18 protein-coding genes are annotated in these 18924 nt (G+C 34.1%); 14 read left to right on the plus strand and 4 right to left on the minus strand.

The genetic code is table 11. From position 1 onward, the window contains the following. The first annotated feature begins 11 nt into the window (after nt 1–11). Together NBE98_RS15065 and NBE98_RS15070 are read left to right on the plus strand one after the other, a co-directional pair. Nucleotides 12–782, plus strand: a complete 771-nt coding sequence (locus NBE98_RS15065; protein WP_250815840.1) for a spore coat protein — start codon at nt 12–14, stop codon at nt 780–782. A 27-nt stretch (nt 783–809) separates the two neighbouring features. Continuing rightward, complete coding sequence (locus tag NBE98_RS15070) at nt 810–1835, plus strand: CotS family spore coat protein (protein ID WP_250815841.1); 1026 nt, start codon at nt 810–812, stop codon at nt 1833–1835. Nucleotides 1836–1872: 37 nt separating this feature from the next. Here the strand turns inward: NBE98_RS15070 and NBE98_RS15075 are convergent, their stop codons facing one another. Then, the gene (locus tag NBE98_RS15075; protein ID WP_250815842.1) at nt 1873–2553 is read right to left on the minus strand and encodes a Crp/Fnr family transcriptional regulator; all 681 of its coding nucleotides are present in this window, start codon (nt 2551–2553) and stop codon (nt 1873–1875) included. A 261-nt stretch (nt 2554–2814) separates the two neighbouring features. Between NBE98_RS15075 and NBE98_RS15080 the strand changes: the two genes are divergently transcribed. Beyond that, nucleotides 2815–3624, plus strand: coding sequence for an ATP-binding protein (locus NBE98_RS15080; RefSeq protein ID WP_250815843.1), 810 nt, complete (start codon nt 2815–2817; stop codon nt 3622–3624). Between the two features lie 160 nt (nt 3625–3784). Here the strand turns inward: NBE98_RS15080 and NBE98_RS15085 are convergent, their stop codons facing one another. Together NBE98_RS15085 and NBE98_RS15090 are read right to left on the minus strand one after the other, a co-directional pair. Then, the gene (locus tag NBE98_RS15085) at nt 3785–4525 is read right to left on the minus strand and encodes a TIGR03915 family putative DNA repair protein (protein ID WP_250815844.1); all 741 of its coding nucleotides are present in this window, start codon (nt 4523–4525) and stop codon (nt 3785–3787) included. 2 nt (nt 4526–4527) lie between these two features. Continuing rightward, nucleotides 4528–5838 (minus strand): putative DNA modification/repair radical SAM protein, encoded by a 1311-nt coding sequence (locus NBE98_RS15090; protein ID WP_250815845.1) that lies wholly within the window; start codon nt 5836–5838, stop codon nt 4528–4530. A gap of 163 nt (nt 5839–6001) precedes the next feature. On the opposite strand from NBE98_RS15090, the gene NBE98_RS15095 reads away from it, so the two are divergent. The 6 genes from NBE98_RS15095 to NBE98_RS15120 all read left to right on the plus strand — a co-directional run bounded on the left by NBE98_RS15095 (nt 6002) and on the right by NBE98_RS15120 (nt 12800). Next, nucleotides 6002–6781 (plus strand): YdcF family protein, encoded by a 780-nt coding sequence (locus NBE98_RS15095; RefSeq protein ID WP_250815846.1) that lies wholly within the window; start codon nt 6002–6004, stop codon nt 6779–6781. A gap of 18 nt (nt 6782–6799) precedes the next feature. After that, the gene (locus tag NBE98_RS15100; RefSeq protein ID WP_250815847.1) at nt 6800–7417 is read left to right on the plus strand and encodes a CHAP domain-containing protein; all 618 of its coding nucleotides are present in this window, start codon (nt 6800–6802) and stop codon (nt 7415–7417) included. Further along, nucleotides 7417–8067, plus strand: a complete 651-nt coding sequence (locus NBE98_RS15105) for a response regulator transcription factor (protein WP_250815848.1) — start codon at nt 7417–7419, stop codon at nt 8065–8067. The genes NBE98_RS15100 and NBE98_RS15105 overlap by 1 nt, the downstream gene beginning before the upstream one ends. Nucleotides 8068–8069: 2 nt before the next feature. Continuing rightward, nucleotides 8070–9500, plus strand: a complete 1431-nt coding sequence (locus tag NBE98_RS15110) for a sensor histidine kinase (protein WP_250815849.1) — start codon at nt 8070–8072, stop codon at nt 9498–9500. Then, the gene (locus NBE98_RS15115; protein WP_250815850.1) at nt 9493–11280 is read left to right on the plus strand and encodes a hypothetical protein; all 1788 of its coding nucleotides are present in this window, start codon (nt 9493–9495) and stop codon (nt 11278–11280) included. Before NBE98_RS15110 ends, NBE98_RS15115 begins: the two co-directional genes overlap by 8 nt. A 131-nt stretch (nt 11281–11411) precedes the next feature. Then, nucleotides 11412–12800, plus strand: a complete 1389-nt coding sequence (locus tag NBE98_RS15120; RefSeq protein ID WP_250815851.1) for an MATE family efflux transporter — start codon at nt 11412–11414, stop codon at nt 12798–12800. A gap of 55 nt (nt 12801–12855) precedes the next feature. Here NBE98_RS15120 and NBE98_RS15125 read toward each other — a convergent pair whose 3' ends face one another. Then, nucleotides 12856–13980, minus strand: coding sequence for a glycosyltransferase family 4 protein (locus NBE98_RS15125; protein ID WP_250815852.1), 1125 nt, complete (start codon nt 13978–13980; stop codon nt 12856–12858). A 147-nt stretch (nt 13981–14127) separates the two neighbouring features. Here NBE98_RS15125 and NBE98_RS15130 point away from each other — a divergent pair, with 147 nt between their 5' ends. The 5 genes from NBE98_RS15130 to NBE98_RS15150 all read left to right on the plus strand — a co-directional run bounded on the left by NBE98_RS15130 (nt 14128) and on the right by NBE98_RS15150 (nt 18891). Beyond that, nucleotides 14128–15132 (plus strand): CotS family spore coat protein, encoded by a 1005-nt coding sequence (locus NBE98_RS15130; RefSeq protein ID WP_250815853.1) that lies wholly within the window; start codon nt 14128–14130, stop codon nt 15130–15132. A 121-nt stretch (nt 15133–15253) separates the two neighbouring features. Beyond that, nucleotides 15254–16114, plus strand: a complete 861-nt coding sequence (gene yabG / locus NBE98_RS15135; protein ID WP_250815854.1) for a sporulation peptidase YabG — start codon at nt 15254–15256, stop codon at nt 16112–16114. A gap of 235 nt (nt 16115–16349) precedes the next feature. Continuing rightward, nucleotides 16350–16586: a Veg family protein gene (locus NBE98_RS15140; RefSeq protein WP_250815855.1), complete on the plus strand. Its 237-nt coding sequence runs from the start codon at nt 16350–16352 to the stop codon at nt 16584–16586. Between the two features lie 458 nt (nt 16587–17044). Beyond that, nucleotides 17045–18610 (plus strand): DUF3794 and LysM peptidoglycan-binding domain-containing protein, encoded by a 1566-nt coding sequence (locus NBE98_RS15145; RefSeq protein WP_250815856.1) that lies wholly within the window; start codon nt 17045–17047, stop codon nt 18608–18610. A 47-nt stretch (nt 18611–18657) separates the two neighbouring features. Beyond that, the gene (locus NBE98_RS15150) at nt 18658–18891 is read left to right on the plus strand and encodes a hypothetical protein (RefSeq protein WP_250815857.1); all 234 of its coding nucleotides are present in this window, start codon (nt 18658–18660) and stop codon (nt 18889–18891) included. Nucleotides 18892–18924 lie beyond the last annotated feature (33 nt).

An 18924-nucleotide genomic window follows, 5' to 3' on the forward strand; every position in this document is an offset into this window, starting at 1 on the left:
GGTGTTGAGCTGTGATAAAAGATGAACTTATCAAATCCTTCTTAGAATATCTTTCTTCGAAGGATATACAGCAGCTGCAGGATTTTAAGGATAGTGAATTTTTGCAGCTTCAGGATATAAATGAAGAAAAGCTGCTGCAGCAGCTATATACTATAAGCCAATTTCACAAAAGAGTCATGGGCTACAAAGGATATATGGGACAAAGATTGGAAAATAAAACAGGAAGTGTAGTGGAGCAATACAAAGTAAACATAAGGCGGCTTAAAAGATATATAAAAAATATAAGGATAAATACAGCCTCAAGTGACTTTGAAAGAAGCCTTCTAAAAGAAGGCTATGGCTACCTTCAAAGAGCAGAAAAGTGCATAATTGAAGCCTTTAATGCAGGCTACATTGATATAATTGAAAGAAGCATGAAAAGGACGGAAATTTGCCTTGGGTTAACAGACTTTAATAACTTAAGAAGCAAAGGAAACAGTATAGAGTTTATAAATCTTAACAAATGCTGCTATAACAATATAGAAATGGATTGCTACAATTTATTGAGCAAGTATAGAAGAAAAGGTATAAAGCTTGACTATAGAAAACTAGCAAGCAAATTCTGTGAGTACGAAGGTCTTGAGGAAAACAGCTGCACATTCATTCTTGCTCTTTTGTCCTATCCATATGGTTTTATGAAATCCTGCAACAGATATAGAGAAAGAACTAAAGAATGGAGTGAGGAAGCATATAAGGATAACTTGCTTAAAGAAATGATAAAAGATGGAGAAATGCTTATTTAAAGCATTTAGCTGAGCGGAGGTGGGGCAATGCTTGAGGGAAGATATTTAGACAAAAGGTTTTTAACTAAGTATGATCTTTCTGTAGAACTTTTTGAAAGCTTTGATTTGAAGGTATCTGATTTGGTTCCAATAAGAAACGTATTTGTTTTGTCTACAAATAAAGGCGAAAAAATTTTAAAGAGAGTCGATTACTCTTTAGAGAATCTAAATTTTATAAATAAAGCTCTTAAATATGTAAAAAAGAACTTCAATAGGGTATTGGACTTTACTGAACTTGAGGATAATAAGATATGTATTGAATGGAAAAAGGAATTGTACTGTGTTATGGATTTAGTTCCAGGAAGAGAATGTGACTTCTGCAATCCCATAGATGTTAAGATAGCTGCAGAAGGACTAGCAGAACTTCATAAGGCATCTATAGGTTTTAAAAGCTCTGAGGTAAATAAGAACAAAGCAGGAAAGACTATTGATTGCTTTGAAAGAAGACTTCAGGAAATGGAATTTTTTAAGAGTTTGGCAAACCTACATGAATATAAAAGTGATTTTGATAAAATCTTTTTAGAAAATTATGAGCAGAATGTAGCTCAGATAAAAGAAAGCATAGATATATTGAAAAATTCTGGCTACTATGAACTTAGTAAGGAGCAGGATAAAATTGTTTTATGCCACAATGATTTGGCATATCATAATATTCTTATAAATGAGGAAAAAGCCTATTTTGTTGACTTTGATTATTCAGTAATTGATTTAAGGATAAACGACTTGTGCAATTTTATAAGCAAGGCTATTAAAAACTTTGCTTTTGATATAGAAAAGGCAGTTTCCATATTGGATGACTATCAAAGTAGTAACTCTCTAGATAAAAGGGAAATTAGAGTTTTATATGGAATGCTGTACTTTCCAGAAGACTTCTACAGTATATCAAGAGACTACTATACAAAGCGGAAGGACTGGGAAGAAGAAGTGTTTCTAGATAGACTTATTAAAAAAGTTTCCTATAAGGAAGATAGACAGGAGTTTTTAGATGAATTTAAAGAAAAAATATTAAAGTAATAAAAATGCAGCCTACTTACAAGCTGCATTTTTTTATTTAAGATAAATCCTCTAACGCATTCAAGTCTTTAATAATGATAATATCTTTGCTATAGTCAATAACACCTTCATCCTTCATCTTAATAAGTTCTCTTGAAAGAGAAGGACGTTGTACTCCAATTTTATCAGCCCAATCTTTTTTTGTCATATTGATCTTTATTTTCAAAGAGTTTTGCTGTTTATACTGAGCTAAAATAAACTCACTTATTTTTTGCCTAATAGTCTTAAGGGTTACTTCTTTAAGCTTTAAATTTAAAATCATGGCTTTGTTTGAGATTATTCTTAAATATTCCATGAGGAAACTTGAATTACCTTGACAAAGACTTATAACAGAATTTTTTTGGATATGCAGCACAGAAGTTTTATTTTTGGAAATAGCATTAATGGGGGAAGTATTTCTATCAGCAAAAATAAGCATTTCTCCAAAAATTTCTCCTTTGTGAAATTCTGCTATAGATAAGACTTTGCCGCTTACATCCATCTTTTGAACCTCAACGGTGCCTTCTAATATAAAATTTAGAGTATCACAAGTATCATCTTCAGCAAGGATTACATCACCTTTGCTGTAGTGTTCAATTTTGTAAGGGATTTTGCTAAATAAGGTTAGTATACTTTCTTCTGTAAAATCTTTAAATAGATTAGTGTTCAGTATTACTCTCATATAATTTCTAACACTCATAACGTTCTCCTTTTAAAAACAGCGAAGGAAGAAAACTAAGTAAAATACAACAATATAACTTGTTAAAAAGTTAAATTGTTATATTTTATGCTTTATGGTGAAATTGCATCTTCTTCAAACGCTTTATACTTAGCTCGCGTTAATATCATTATATTAAATTCTTAATGTTCATAGCAATACTAATCTGTAACCTAGGTTACCGACATAATAGTAAAAATTTTCTATAATGTTCTTATAATAGTACTCAAAGGAGAGATTAGTATGGCAGTAAGAAAAATAGTATGTATAGATGAAAGCAAGTGTGATGGCTGTGGTTTGTGTATTCCTAACTGCGCCGAGGGGGCACTGGCTATTATAGATGGTAAAGCAAGACTGATAAAGGATTTATACTGTGATGGATTGGGAGCATGTTTAGGACATTGCCCCCAGGATGCTATCACTATAATTGAGAGAGATGCTGAAGAATTTGATGAGAAGGCAGTAGAAGAAATGCTTAGAGCTCAAGGTAAAGCATTAGGGCATAGCAGTAGTCATGAAGGCGGTTCATGTCCGGGAAGTCAAGTTAGAGAGCTTAATAGACCTCAAGTACAAGTACATGCTCACAACCACACTGGCGGGGGATGTCCAGGAAGCAAGATGAGAATGCTTCAAAGAAAGGAAGTCGAGGACAGCGAGGATGAAGTTAAAGTAACTTCAAAGTTAAGACAGTGGCCAGTTCAGCTTATGCTTGTGCCAGCTGCCGCTCCATATTTTAAGGGAGCAGACTTATTAATAACTGCTGACTGTGTACCTTTTGCATACGCTAATTATCACAATGACTTTTTAAAAGGCAAGTCTGTTGTTGTTGGATGTCCTAAGCTTGATGATGCAGCATACTATGCAGAAAAGCTTAGCGATATTATTAGAATAAATGATTTAGAAAGTATTACTGTGCTTAGAATGGAAGTTCCTTGCTGTGGAGGTATGGCTCAAGCTGCAAAAATGGGAAGAGATAGGTCCGGAGTGAACATTCCTATTAAAGTTGTTACTATAAGCCTTGAAGGTGAGGTTTTAAAAAGAGACTATATATAAAGAAGTAATACGACCAACATAGAGATTAATCTAAAACTATCGTGCAAGTAAATAAAATATGCTTGTTGACTGACCATTTCCATAAGAAGGTCTTAGCTCAATAAGCATATTTTATTTGTTTCTGTTACTTTTTTATTATTTAATATAAAATTAGTAATCCTCATCTTAACTCGGTCAGGTGCTTCCAGTACCTTGCTGGCATCATTCGCTTCTGGAGTCTTGGATTTTTTCTATCTTCTATAGCGATAGTTTGGTAAAACTCTTTCCAAAGAGTTTCGTATAATTCGGGTTCTTCCATTACAATAAAGTCTTCAGCTTTTACTTTAGTAAGCTCAGTAACTATCCATTCCTTTTTATTATAAAATAAAGCTAAGTTGCGTTTAAGATCATGAATTATCCAGTTCTCATTAGGAAGTCTTGAGGCAAAGTGTGAGGCTATGAGTCCTAAAATGTTGTGATCGGGCTCAATGGCAGAGTAAAACATATTATCAATGCTTTTAAATCGAACAAAACCAAGCATTCTATGACATTCATATGTAACCTTTTTTTCAGTGTTATGCATGCCTAATACACAGTCTCTATGTAGGTGTAAGTCTATTTCGCTGCCGAGTTTAAAGCCAAGCTTTATATAATTGTAGATTAAAGTACAGCAGCCTTCAAGCTCAGAAAGATATACATGGTAAATAATTTTTAAGGCATCTTTAGAAATTTTGGTTTTTATAGCCTCATATACCCTTTTGCTTTTTACTATATCAGTTTGAATATGTATTGGTTCAGTTAAAAGGGTTGCCTGAAACTGCCACTGAGGTATTATTTCTTCAGGTTTTTTTTTGCTGTAGTATGCTTCATAAATTGACGTTAAAAGACCTTCAAAGCTTCCATCAAAAATATAGCAAATCATAATTAAAGCTCTCCTGTTATACTTGAAAATGAATCATCAGGTTTATACAAAGCGGGAAGTCCAGAAAAAAGTGTAAGTTGTTCAAAGGCCGGATTATCAATTATATTGAAATCTTTTTTAGGAGTGAGTTTGTATCTTATAAAGTCCTCCTTAAAAGATACATCTCCCAAATATTTTCCCCTGCAGGTAATGAAGTATTGAGCTCTTTTCAGTACAATACCCAACTTCTTCAAATCTTCAAAAGTAAGAGCATGAACTTTTCTTGCAGCAATAATTCTTTTTACAGAACGAACTCCAATGCCTGGAACTCTTAAAAGCATCTTCTGCGGAGCAAGATTGATTTCTACTGGAAATTGTTCTATATGACTAAGGGCCCAATCGGTCTTTGGGTCAAAATTTATATCTAGGTTAGGCTTGCTATCACTTAAAAGCTCATTGGCTGAAAATCCGTAAAACCTTAAAAGCCAATCAGCCTGATAGAGTCTATGCTCCCGTATAAGAGGCGGATTGACAATAGAAGGTAGCTTAGAACTGTGATTTACTGGTACATATGCCGAATAATAAACCCTTTTAAGATTGTAGTTGTTATATAAGTTTTCTGACAAACTCATGATTTTTAGATCAGTGTCTCTTGTAGCACCAATTATAAGTTGAGTGCTTTGACCAGCTGGCACAAATGACGGCGCAGATTTAAAGAGCTTTTTTTCTTCCTTATTAGCTATTATTCCATGTCCTATAAAAGACATAGGTTTGAGTATAGAGGCTGTATTCTTTTGAGGTGCAAGAAGCCTTAAACCTTCATTTGAAGGAAGCTCCACATTTACACTCATTCTGTCTACTAGTTCTCCGGCTTGCTTTATTAAAGAATTATCTGCTCCAGGGATAGCTTTTATATGTATGTAGCCATTAAAGTTATATTTATTTCTAAGTATGGACACTGTTTTTAATAAAAGTTCCATAGTGTGATTTGCATTTTTAATAACTGCAGAGCTTAGAAAAAGCCCTTCTATGTAATTTCTCTTATAAAAGTTTATTGTTAGGTCAGCAATTTCCTCCGGAGTGAAAGCAGCTCTAGGAACATCGTTTGAACTTCTGTTAACGCAGTAGGCGCAGTCGTAAACACAGTAATTAGTAAGAAGTATCTTAAGAAGAGATATGCATCTGCCGTCAGCAGCAAAGCTGTGGCATATTCCACTTTCACTAGCATTGCCTATACCAAAGGGCTTGTTTTTTCTGCTGCTTCCGCTGGAGGAGCAGGATACATCATATTTTGCAGCACCAGATAATATCTTTAACTTTTCCTGAATGTCCATATCAATTCCTCCTCAAAGTGTATCAATTACAGTATATCAAACAAACGTTCGCGTGTAAAGAGGCCAGAATATTTGTATTTTTACAACTTTTTTACAAGTTAAATATTACATGGACGAAACAATATGTTAGACTTAAAGAGAATTAAAGACGGAGGTGATTTATATGTTAAAAAAGTTTCCCATAAGAAAAATACTAGGAATTATGTTTATTATTTTCGGAGTTTACAGCATAATCTATTGCTTCAGTATTATGGCTTATGGTGTGACCTTTTCTAAGTTTTTCGCAGCTATAGGAGTGCTGCTTATTACTATAGGAATTATTATTATTTTCATTGATGAGAAATATCTAATACATAAACCAAGCTTTGTAATTAAGCTTATAAAATTTATGTTTATATTGCTGCTAACTTCCTTTATTGTTATTGAATGCCTTATCGTATACCATGGAGGTAAAAAAGATACTGCTAAGGTGGATTACCTGGTAGTTTTAGGTGCGGGGCTTTGGGGTGAAACGCCGTCACTTACTTTAAGGCAAAGACTTGATGAAAGCTTTGAATTTATCAAAGAAAATCCAAACACAAAAGTTGTTTTATCTGGTGGAATGGGACCGGGTGAGAACATAACAGAAGCTGAGGCGATGAAAAGATATTTGGTTGAGCGTGGGGTGGATGAAAAACTGCTTATAAAGGAAGACAAGTCTACAAGCACTAAAGAAAATTTAAAGTTTACTAGAGAGCTTCTAAGAAAAATTGATAACAGAGAAAACTTGAAAATTAAGATTATAACTACAAATTTTCATATGTTTAGGGCAAAACTATTGGGGAGGAGCAATGGGTTTGAGGTTTATGGTCAACCTGCACCTATTCATCCCTTGCTTATTCCTGCTTACTACATAAGAGAATATATGGCAGTAATAAAGTCTCTTATTTTTGATTTTTTATAAAAAGGAGCTTCTGAGCTTATGAGAAAATGGGTATTGGGAATGGCTTTTATTTTGTTTTTTGCTTGCGGTATTTTATTTTGGATAGAGAATTTTGAGAGTAAGTGTAATGAAGTTGTCAGTAAAGAGGCTGTGAGCGGAGAGATTGGTGAAGAACTAGATTGCTATAAAGGTGTAAAGATCTATAATAATGGTAAAGATTATGTTAAAGATTACGGAAAAAATTACAGCAAAGATGGTTATTATTATGGCCTTAAGTGGCAGTGTGTGGAGTTTGTGAAGAGATTTTACTTTGATGCTAAGGGTCATAAGATGCCAGATGGGTTAGGGCATGCTAAGGAATTTTTTGATGATTCAGTGAAACAAGGAGAGTTAAATAGAAAGAGAAATCTTCTTCAGTATAGAAATGGAGACAATGAAAAACCACAAGCGGATGACTTGATAGTGTTTACTGACACGTACTATGGTCATGTTACCATTATAACTGAAGTTACTGATAAGGATATTGAGATTATACAGCAAAATATTTATGGAAAAACAAGAGATAGGTTAAAGCTTGTGCTGAAGGATGGAAAGTACACAGTAGGCGGCGGAAAAGACAGAAGTCCAGCAGGCTGGCTTAGAAAGGGTGGGGCGTAGTGGAAAGAGTTTTGGTAATCGAAGATGAGGAGCCAATTAGAGAACTTATAAAACTGAATTTGCAGCTTGCGGGCTGTGACATTATAGAAGCTGAAGATGGAGAAGAAGGTCTTAGACTTATAAAGGAAGCAAGTTCCGATTTAATTGTGCTAGATATAATGCTGCCCAAAATCGATGGCTATAAGCTGCTGCCTTATATAATTGAGAGAGATATTCCTGTAATTATGCTTACTGCAAAAAGCAGTTTAAAGGATAAGGTTATGGGGCTTAATCTCGGCGCAGATGACTATATGACAAAGCCCTTTGAAGCGATGGAGCTTATTGCAAGGGTAAAAGCCTTATTAAGAAGAGCTGCGAAGGAGGAAAAAAGAAAAGGCTTTGATGATATAGAGATTTGCGTTGAGCAAAGAAAAGTTTTTAAAGGTGGAGTAGAGCTTGAATTTACTCCAAAGGAATTCGAATTGCTGAATATACTTGTAGATAATAAGGGAATTGCACTATCAAGAGAAAAGCTTTTGGAGCTTGTATGGGACTTCGAGTATGAAGGCAATACAAGAACTGTGGATATGCACATCCAAAGGCTTAGAACAAAATTAAAAACCGACAAAATAGCAACAGTTTATAAGCTTGGCTACAGACTGGAGAAATGATTATGAAGTTTAAGTTGAAAATATATTTGCTATGCATGGTTATTTATATAATAACTCTCACAGCTACAAGCCTAGCAGTTACAGAAAACACGCATTCAAATTTGACAAACAGTGAAATAAAAAGGGCACTTCAGGAAGAAAGAAATATGAAGGACATTGCAGCAGTTTATTTAATAGCCAATCAAAAGCTTAGTGAGGATAAGCTGGATATTCAGGACTATAGTAAAAGAATTGTGGATATGTATGGAAGCGATAATATAATAGTAGAGCTTTATAATAAGGAACTAAAGCGCTTAGATGCAAGTAAAAATATAAACTGGAGCTTTAAAAGAGATGATCTTGATAAGCTTATGAAGGATGGGAAAAATTATGTTGTTAGAAAACAGGATGGCATAAGCTATTTGTTTATAAATGACTTTATTAAAGGGGATTCAGGCGAACTTGTTTTATCTTATATAAAGGATATAAGCCAGGTTGAGCTTCAAAAAAATGAACAATACAAACTGTTCTTTATAACTGGAATTATTGGTTTAATTATAATTGCAGCTATTGTAGAAGGCTTAAGCAGAATTCTTATGAGGCCTATAATAAATCTAAGCAGTACCGCTGAAAAAATAGCTTCAGGAAATTTTAGCGAGAGAGCTGAAATAAAAGGCAAGGATGAAATTTCAAAGCTCGGTATTCAATTTAATAAGATGGCAGAAGAAGTTGAGAATAAAATTGTGGAGCTGCAAAGTGAAGGAGAAAGGAAACAGAGGTTTATTGATAACTTAACTCATGAATTAAGAACACCTCTTACTTCAATTATTGGTTATTCAGAGCTTCTTCAAAAAATTAAGTATGATGAAACTACCTATTCAAAAGGGTTAGGTTATGTTCATTCCGAGGGAGTAAGGATGCTAAAATTAGTTAATTCTCTCATGGATATGATACTGCTAAGAAAAAGCAGCTTAAATCTTGAAAATGTTAATACAATATCTTTATTAAATGAGATAGTAGATTTAATGCATATAAAAGCCAGAGATAAAAGTGCAAAACTTCTTGTGAAGGGGGAAAGCCTTCAAATTAATATGGACAGAGATATGATTAAGGGTGGATTGCTTAATCTAGTGGATAATGCAATTAAGGCATCTTATACAGGTGGAAAAATAATTGTTGGCTGTGAAAAGATAGACAGCAAATGCAGAATTTATGTGCAGGATGAAGGGAAAGGTATTGCAGAAGGTGAAATATCAAAGCTTACTGAAGCTTTTTACAGAGTAGATAAGTCCAGAGCAAGGAAAGATGGTGGGGCAGGTTTAGGGTTGGCCTTTTGTAAGCAAATTGTTGAAAGCCATGGAGGAGAATTGGTTATAGAAAGTGAACTGGAAAAGGGTACAAGAGTGAGCATAGTTTTACCGGAATATATGAAGGGAGAGGAAAGTGATGTGTAGAAAAAAACTTTTAGCAGTAATATCAGTGCTTGCACTTATATTTTTATTTGGCTGTACTAAAGTTCCAAAGGAAAATGAAGTGTATGTAGTTAAAGAAACAACAGAAGCCAAAGATATTGAAAAAATTGATAAGCAAATAAATACTGAAGGAATAAATCCGTTTTATAGCATTAGTACATTAAATATTAAAGAGAATATAACACAAATTCCTTTAACATTAGCTAAAGACAAGGAATACGTATTTTATATGAAACCTACTGCTGCAAAAGTTGAGTCATCTGGGTATTTAATAAAAGGAGAGGCTTTAAGCAGAGTAGATATAATAAAGGTACACATAACTACAGCAGATACCAGATATGTTGTCAGTAATGTACCTTTCATTTCTAGTGTTAAATGGAATAAAGAAGGTAATATGGTTGCTTTTTTAGGAGGCAATACACTTACTGTTTATAATGATGAAGATAATAAGCTGATACAAAGTTTTGTAGGAGATGGTGGAGGCATAACAAGCTTCGGCTGGTCGCCTGATGGTAAGAAGCTCTACACTGAGGGACAAGACCTGATAAATACAGGAATTTATTATGTGGATTCGAAAAAATATGTACATTCCTACGAGACGAAAGAGAACCTATATTATAAAGGAGTTCTAGATAATCAATACTTTTATGCCACTGAGAGAATTGAAGAGAATTATTATACAACTATAGTAGATAAGGATGATAGGACGGCTATTAGAACTAAAACAAGTGGAAGATATAGGGGCAGTTATAAAAAATCTTTTCTTCAAGTTGGAAAAGATAATTTTGGACTTGAATATTATTTAGATATTAATAATCCAAGCAGCGTAAAAGAAATTTCAAAGGAATATATAAATGATGCAAAGTTTATGAATAATGGCTGGATTGTTTATATTACACCTAATGATAATTCAGAGGAAAATAATTTTTATCTTCACATACTAAATGAAAAAGGTGAGGAAATAAAAAAACTGCAGGTATATGGAAGTAAGATAATAGTACTTTCAGAAGGGAAGATAGGCTATATTGGAGGGGAACAAATAGAAAGAGTAGACCTTCAAAATTACAAAATAGAGCGTTCTGAAGCAGAGGATGGTTATGAAGAAAGAAAGAATTTATTTAGAACCTTAAGAGCTGCTGTAGATGTAATCTATAAATATGAATTGACAGGTAAAAAAGATATTGAACAAGTTAAGAAGTATATAGTTGACAGCAGTAACCCAGAACAGTGGGCCTTCACAGATGTGATGAATGTTTTTAATGAAGATCTTATGCTTTTGGGAAAAGCTTCAGATTATAATATTGCATTAACTGTTAAAAGTCTTAATATAAAGAAAGATAGTGCATCGGTAGTGGTAAATATAACGGCTCGAAGCTCATCAGGTTCTAGTGAAAGCATAAACAATGCAGTTGAACTTATTAAAAAGGACAACAAGTGGTATGTAACCGGAATGAGCACATTTCCCTACTCAAAGCAGCAGGCAGAAGTTAAAGCAAAGGTTGAGGAAATTATAAAGCAGGCACAGCAGGGCAAGCTGTTTAACGGTGAACTAAAGGATAAAGAGATACAAATAGGTCAGATACAATTCTGGCAACTTAGTGAGCCACACCTTGCAGATAATATAGACAGTGCTAACTACTGCAAGGTATATCTAAAGGTAAAGGAAGAAGAGGTGCTTTATAAGCTAATACTAGACAGGAAAAATCAAAGCTACTGGAAAGCAACAAGCTTAAGTAAAGACAAATTAAGCAAGCTGTTTTAGTAATAACGCTCAGTATATGATAGAAGTCACATTATCATATACTGAGCGTTATTAATTTACAGCCTATAGCAAATTGCTTATCTTTAGGTTATAATAAAATAGCAAAAATTTAAAAGATTAGGAGATTAAATATGGGGGAAACCGAAAAGCAATATTCCTTGCAGGAAATACGAAAAAAGATATACTCTATGATTCTGCCAATTACCATAGAAGGTGTTCTTCAGCTTACAGCCGGTTTAGTATCCATGGCTCTCATAGGAAGAATAAGTTCTTCTGATCCTACGCCGGTAAACGCAATATCTATAAGTTCAAGAATTACTCAAATAGTATGGGCCCTTTTTAAAGGTATAACTACTGGGGCTTCTGTTTTTGTAGCACAAGCTTATGGCTCCGGAAACTATAAGAAACTAAAAGGAGTTATACAGCAAACACTTCTGTCTTCGATTTTATTAGTAATAATTTTTCAACAGATTATATATTGGAATGCATCAGCAATATTAAGCATTTTTAATCCAGGTCCAGAGCTTTTAGAAAACGGTGTTTTATTTTTAAAAACAATTTCCTGGGGTCTACCATTTATGGTTATTATGCTGGTTGTTGCTGCATCACTTCAGGGTATGGGCAATGCCAAGACACCAATGCTCATAGCACTAACAATGAATTTAATTAATATAGTTATAAGTTATTTGTTGATATTTGGCAACTTGGGAATGCCTAGTTTAGGGATAAAGGGAGCAGCCATTGCAACAGCAACTGCTCAGTTCATAGGAGCGCTTATTGGACTTTATGTATTATTCAGCAAAGGCGGAGTACTTAATACACATGTGAATAAAAACTTCTTTAAAATAAATATGAAACAAATTAGGGAGGTTTACAAAGTAGGTTTTCCTACTTCATTGGAGTCAATCTTTTGGCAGGTTGCTGCAATTATACTTACTAAAGCAATTTTAACCTTTGGAGATACCCAAGCTGCTGCTCATCAGATGGGGCTTCAGGCAGAAGCGATTTCCTATGTGCCAGCTGCCGGCTTTGGAATAGCGGCCACTACCTTTATAGGTCAGGCTCTTGGATCAAAAAACAGTAAACTTGGAAAAGCATATTTAAAAGAAACCTTAAAGGGGACACTTTGGGTAACTGCTTTTTGTGCTTCCATACTTATATTTTTGCCTAAGGTTGTTATGGCTATGCTTACAGAGAATACAGAGGTTATTAATCTTGGAGCAAAATATCTTATAATAATGGGTTTAGTTCAAGTTCCTCAAAATATATCAGGAGTATTAAACGGAGCATTAAGAGGTGCAGGCTTTACAAGAGTGCCTATGTTTGTCGCAGCAGCTGGGCTCTGGGGAATTAGAGTGCCGCTTACCCTCCTGTTTGCTTACAAGTTCCACTCTACTATAGTAGCTATTTGGATTATCATGGGTGTGGATTTGATAGTTAGATTTATATTGAGCTTTATAATTTATAAGACTAAGAATATTTATGATAGAGAATTGGTATTCAAGGAAGAACCAGCATAAATAATTGATAATAAAAACGAGAGGTTGTGCATCGCACAACCTCTCGTTTTTATTGTTAATTATTTATTATTTTGCTGTAGGCAATGAGTGTTTCTTTTGCTGTGTTATCCCAGCTAAGCTCGGAGCTTCTAACGAGCCCTTTCATTATTAAGCTTTCCGATAATTCTTCACTGCTAAGAACATCGTACATAGACCTGCAAAGGCCATCTACGTCATTTGGATTCATGAATATTGCGGAATCTCCAAGTACCTCTGGTATTGAGGTTACATTAGAGGTTATAACTGGCGTACCACACGCCATAGCCTCAACAGGAGGCAATCCAAAGCCTTCATAAAATGAAGGATAGACAAGAAACTTTGAGGCATTGTATAAGTGAGGCAAATGCTCAACTGCTATAAAGCCTGGAAATAGTACGCTGTCTTCAACTCCTAAGTCCTCTGCTTTCTTTTTATATATAGGGTATGATTTCCCTTGTTTTCCTGCTATGACAAGCTTAATATCCTTATTATATTTGGTTATAAGCTTGCTGAAGGCTTCAATAAGCCCGATTATATTTTTTCTTGGACTAAAGCCGCCTACATAAAGTATATAATCTCCATCTATGCCGTAATGGCTTTTTATTAAATTAGAACACTCCTTTTTATCTAAAGGACGATAAATGCTTTCTGCTGCAAGATGAGTTACGAAAATTTTTTCCTTTGGAAAATTAAAGGCTTTTGCTATATCTTGCTTAGAAAATTCTGAAACTGTAATTATACCATCACACTTAGAAACTATATGAGGCATTTCCTCATTGAAGATCCTTAAATAATTTTCTCCAACTGTTTCAGGCATTTTATAAGGAATAACATCGTGTAGTGTTATAACGAAAGGACAAGTTTTATCCTTAGGGAGACCAACTCCATTTTGAGGAACATGATATATTTCAATATCCTTATCCATTAGTATATTAGGAATATTTACTTCATCCCAAAAGTTACTCTTATTGCCTTCTGTAATATTTTTTATTTGAAAATTTCTGCTAAAAGAAATATCGCAATTTGAGCTCTCAGGCATAAAAAGCATATATTCATTCACTTTGTCCAGATTGTTTAGTGATGAAATAAGCTGATAGGTATAGGTACCTATTCCTGTACCTCTGTACCATTTAGCTGCTCTTCCGTCCAGTCCTATTTTCATATGAGTTTCCTTTCAAAGTGCTTATATTCTATTATATTAAGACTTAGCAAAAAGTGTTAATAATTGAAGTACTATGCACATATAAATTATATAGAGACTGTAATTTGTTTTATCATTACAAAATGGAGAAGGAGGGCGGTGAGCATTATGATGAGGGAATTTGAACTTGAAAGGCAGTTCAATATTGAAATTGAAAGCATAAAGCCGAATAAGGGAGTGTACCTCTTAAAAACCAACAAAGGAATGAAGTGCCTGAAAAAGATAAACTATGGTACTCAGAAGCTCTTGTTTGTTTATGGGGCTAAAGAGCATCTTATACAAAACGGTTTTCCAAGAGTGGATAGATACTGTTTGAATATAGACGGCAATCCTTATGCCTTGGTAAATGAAGATATTTATACGCTTTCTGAGTGGATTGAAGGAAGGGAATGTGACTTTTATAGCAAGGAGGATTTGATACTTGCAGCTAAAAACCTTGCACTATTGCATATTGCATCAAAGGGCTATGATCCACCAGAAAACAGCAAACTTAAGAGTGACTTGGGAAGATGGCCTCACCTTATGGAAAAGAGAATAAAGTCTTTTGAAAAAATGAGAGATATGGCTAGAAAAAAAGGAAACAAAACAAGCTTTGATTTAAATTATATTAAATCAATTGAAGTGTTTAAAGAACAAGGTAAGAAGGCTATGAAGATTCTTGAAAGCTCAAACTATATGGAGCTTTGCAGAATAACTGACGAAGAAAAAGGCTTTTGTCATCATGATTATACTTATCATAATATAATTGTAGATAACAATAATGATGTACATGTTATAGATTTTGATTACTGCAAGAAAGAAATAAGAGCTTATGATCTTTCGCTGTTTATGATTAAAGTTTTGAAGAGAATGGATTGGAACATTGAATATGCTACGCTTATAATAGATGCATACAATGAAGTAAACCCTATAAGACAAGACGAATATAGAGTGTTATTTGCATTCCTGATGTTCCCGCAAAGATATTGGAGATTAGCAAATAGATATTACTATAATGAAGTAAATTGGGCTCAAACGACTTTTAATAATAAAATAGAAGAATTGATAGAAGAGCAGCAAAACTACAATAATTTTATAGAAGAGTTTAAAAAGGTGTATGAGCAGAAGGAATAGAAGTTATCCATGAAGCAGCCATGTAGTTACTTTGCATGGCTGTTATTTTTTTCAGCATCTGCACACATAAAGAGGGCAACTCATAGTATATATTATCAAGCTTTGAGTTGGAGTGAGGGTTATGAATATAGGCAATACTGTAGTTAGAAAATCCTATGGTAAAGACATTACTTTTAAAATAATAGATATAAAAGAAACTGATAACGGCATAGTATACACACTTAAAGGAATTAATTTAAGAGTTATAGCAGATGCGCCTATGGAGGATTTGGAAGAAGTTGTTGAAAACTCTCTTGGTGAAAAGGAAAAAATATTAAATAGAAAAGTTAATACTTCTATAAAGAACATATTAATAGGCAGAATTGATGTTAGCAAGTCTTATCGAAGCCCTAAGATAACCGTCAACAAGGAGCTTACCTTTGGAAGGCCAGGAAAGATTCTCCATGTTGATGGTGATGCAGAATATCTTGAGGTTTGTCTTAAGGTTTATAAGAAGCTAGAACTAGATGCTGTAGGAAAAGTAATTGCGGAAAAAGATCAACCTATTGAGGTTCCAAACCTTGTAAAGCAGATAAAGCCTGATATAGTTGTTATAACTGGACATGATGCAATAACCAAGGGAGCCAAGGATTATACAGATATAAATAATTACAGGAATTCAAAATTTTTTGTAGACACAGTAAGTGAACTTAGAAACTATGAACCTAATTATGATGATTTGGTGATTTTTGCTGGTGCTTGCCAAAGCCACTACGAAGCCATTTTAGATGCTGGTGCTAATTTTGCAAGTTCGCCAAGTAGAGTGCTTATACACTGCCTTGATCCTGTATTTGTTTGTGAAAAAATAGCCTATACAAATATTGAAAGAGTGGTGTCTATTCAGGAGGCATTAGAAAATACTATTACTGGGACAAAAGGTATAGGTGGGCTCCAGACTAGAGGAAAGTACAGAGAAGGTTTTCCAAAATCACCATATGCATAAATGTTATCAAAAAATTCTGCATATATATGAAAATTAGGGAAACACTATTATTGTACTTATGTGATATATTTCTGACTTTAAATAACTTCAAGTCATAAGTATGGCTTGGAGTTATTGCTTTGTTTACAAAAAATTAATATTGACAAAACACTTTATTAACTGATAAAATAATTAGTTTGTTTGACAATCAGTACCCAATAGGGTATAATTATAATGTAGAAAGAGGGTGTTTAATGTGGAAAGAAGAAATGTGCTCGCTACAATTAGAAGAGACATTGAAAACCATGTTGGAGAAAAAGTAACCTTAAAGGCTAATGGGGGGAGAAGGAAGGTACTTGTAAACAAAGGTATTATCGAGAAAACCTATCCTAATATCTTCGTCATTAGGCTAGATCAAGACACCCAAAGGACAGTGACATACAGCTACTCAGATGTTTTAACAAAGACAGTTCAAATAGTTTTTGCAGGATAATAAGCGGTACTAAATTTATTAGTACCGCTTTTGCGCGATTTAAATGAAAAAATCATGTACTAAGATAAAGTTTCTAGAAATAAAATCATTAAAAATAAAAAAAGAAAGATGGTGGGTGCCATCTTTCAACTATGGTATAAAAGGGTATTGAGAATTTATGAGAGGTTATATGGTCAATAACCAAGTATTATATTAAGGGAAAATAGACAAGTTGTCAACATGATTATACATGGAAATACAGGAAAAATAAAAATATGTCGAAATATAAAGAACGAATGATATATATTATTTTTAATAAAATATATATCATATTGAAATGCTGTTTGATATATCCATTTATTTATGAAAAGATATTTTGTATGGTAAATTATTTAATTTTTTCAAAACTTATTTGTCATATTTCTTTCATAGTACTTATATAAATTAATAGTAGGTATTTAGATGGGAGGGATAATCTTATGGCTATAGATCTGGTTAGGGAAAATATTGAGTGTGAGCAGCTTTTAGGCGAAAGTACTGCTGACACAGTGGTTAAAGGCGAATATGTTATACCAGATACTCATCCAGATGTGTATCAAATTTTAACTCTTGATGCTAAGCCAAGCATCACAACTAGAGAAGTTATGCAGGACAAAATCTATTTAGAAGGCCAGATTCAGTTCAATGTGCTATATTTAGCCAAGGAAGACGAAAATAGAAGCGGCGTTCACAACGTAGTATATACAGCTAAGTTCTCAAATACTATAGATTTAAGCGGAGCAAACCGCAATATGCCTTGTGAGGCTGAATGCTACATAGAGCATATGGAACCAGTAATTATAAATGAGAGAAAAATAGCTGTAGAGGGTATTATTAAACTGAAATCAGCAGTTTACAAAAACTATAACTTTGAAATAGTTAGAGATTTAAGAGGAGTTGCTGATGTTCAGGTATTAAAGAATGCTGCCTCAGTGGACAAAATAGCTGGAACCTGTGATGGTGAGATGATAGCTAAGTCTCATATGCAAATTCCTATGGATAAGCCACAGATTGCTAATGTATTAAAGTGTGATGTGGATGTTCATAAGAAAGAAACAAAGGTATTTGACGGAAAGGTTCAAGTATCTGCTTTTGCTAAGGTTCATGTGCTTTACAGAGGCAAAGACACAACTGAGCTTTGCTATGTAGAAGATGACGTTTTAGTAAATAAGGAATTAGAGGTTGAAGGGGTTAACTCCTACATGGACAGCTACACTGATTTCAGAGTAGACGACATGATTTATGATATTAAGGAAGACGACCTTGGCGAAAATAGAATAATCGATGTGGAAGCTTTAATTAGAAGCAATACTAAGATTATGAGCAAGGAAAAGATGGACACTATAGAAGATGCCTATTCACCATCTATGATGATGGATATGGAAAAGAAGAATTATCAGCTTAACGTTATGCATGGTCAAGCTGAAAATGAAGCTATAGTTAAGAGCAACATAGAGCTTGATGAAAATGCTCCAAAGCCAGCTTCAATTGTTATGCCAATGGCTAAGGTTTGCGTAACCGACAAGAAGCTTGTTGAAGGCAAAGTTCTTATCGAAGGTCTTTTAAATGTTGAAGTTTTATACAAGACTAACGAAGATGACAAGTGCGCTCATGTTGTTAGGGATGAAATTCCATTCACAACTGCAGTTGAGATTCCAGATACTAAGATTGACATGCAGTGTGTTGCAAGAGCTGCTCTTGAAAATGTAGAAGCTGCAATAGAAGCTAATACTATAGGCATTAAGGCTATAGTAAGCGTTTATGCAAGAGTTAACTATATGACTAATAAGGAATTCTTGGTTAACGTGCTTCCTAAGGAAGGTGAAAAGCCAGCTAAGAAGGCTAGTATTACTATATATGTAGTACAGAATGATGATTCTCTTTGGAAGATAGCTAAGAAGTATTATACAACTGTAGATACATTAGTTAAGATTAATGAGCTTGAAAGCGTGGATAGTGTCAGAGCTGGAGAAAAGCTTATTATTCCTGGCAGAGCATTAATTTAAGCAAAATCCCTTGGTGAAATGAGAATAATCACCAAGGGATTTTTATTTTGTATCTTGAATCAAAGCTTCAAAAGACAACCATAAATTACATGAAAGAACACAATGCAGAGAAAAACAGCAGCTGGATACCAGCCTCCTGGAGCGGAGCTTCTGGAACGCAAAGCTATGCTGCAGAAGACAAGTATTCAGGAAACCAGTCTCTTAAGGTTACAAGCACAAGCAATAGTGGCGGAATTGACTTTGAGCAGGGAGGGATAAGTATTGAAAAAGGTATGAATTAACCTTCACTATTCCTCAAAATGCTTCTTCAGGAG

Source organism: Clostridium swellfunianum (assembly GCF_023656515.1).
Classification (GTDB): Bacteria; Bacillota; Clostridia; order Clostridiales; family Clostridiaceae; genus Clostridium_AT; species Clostridium_AT swellfunianum.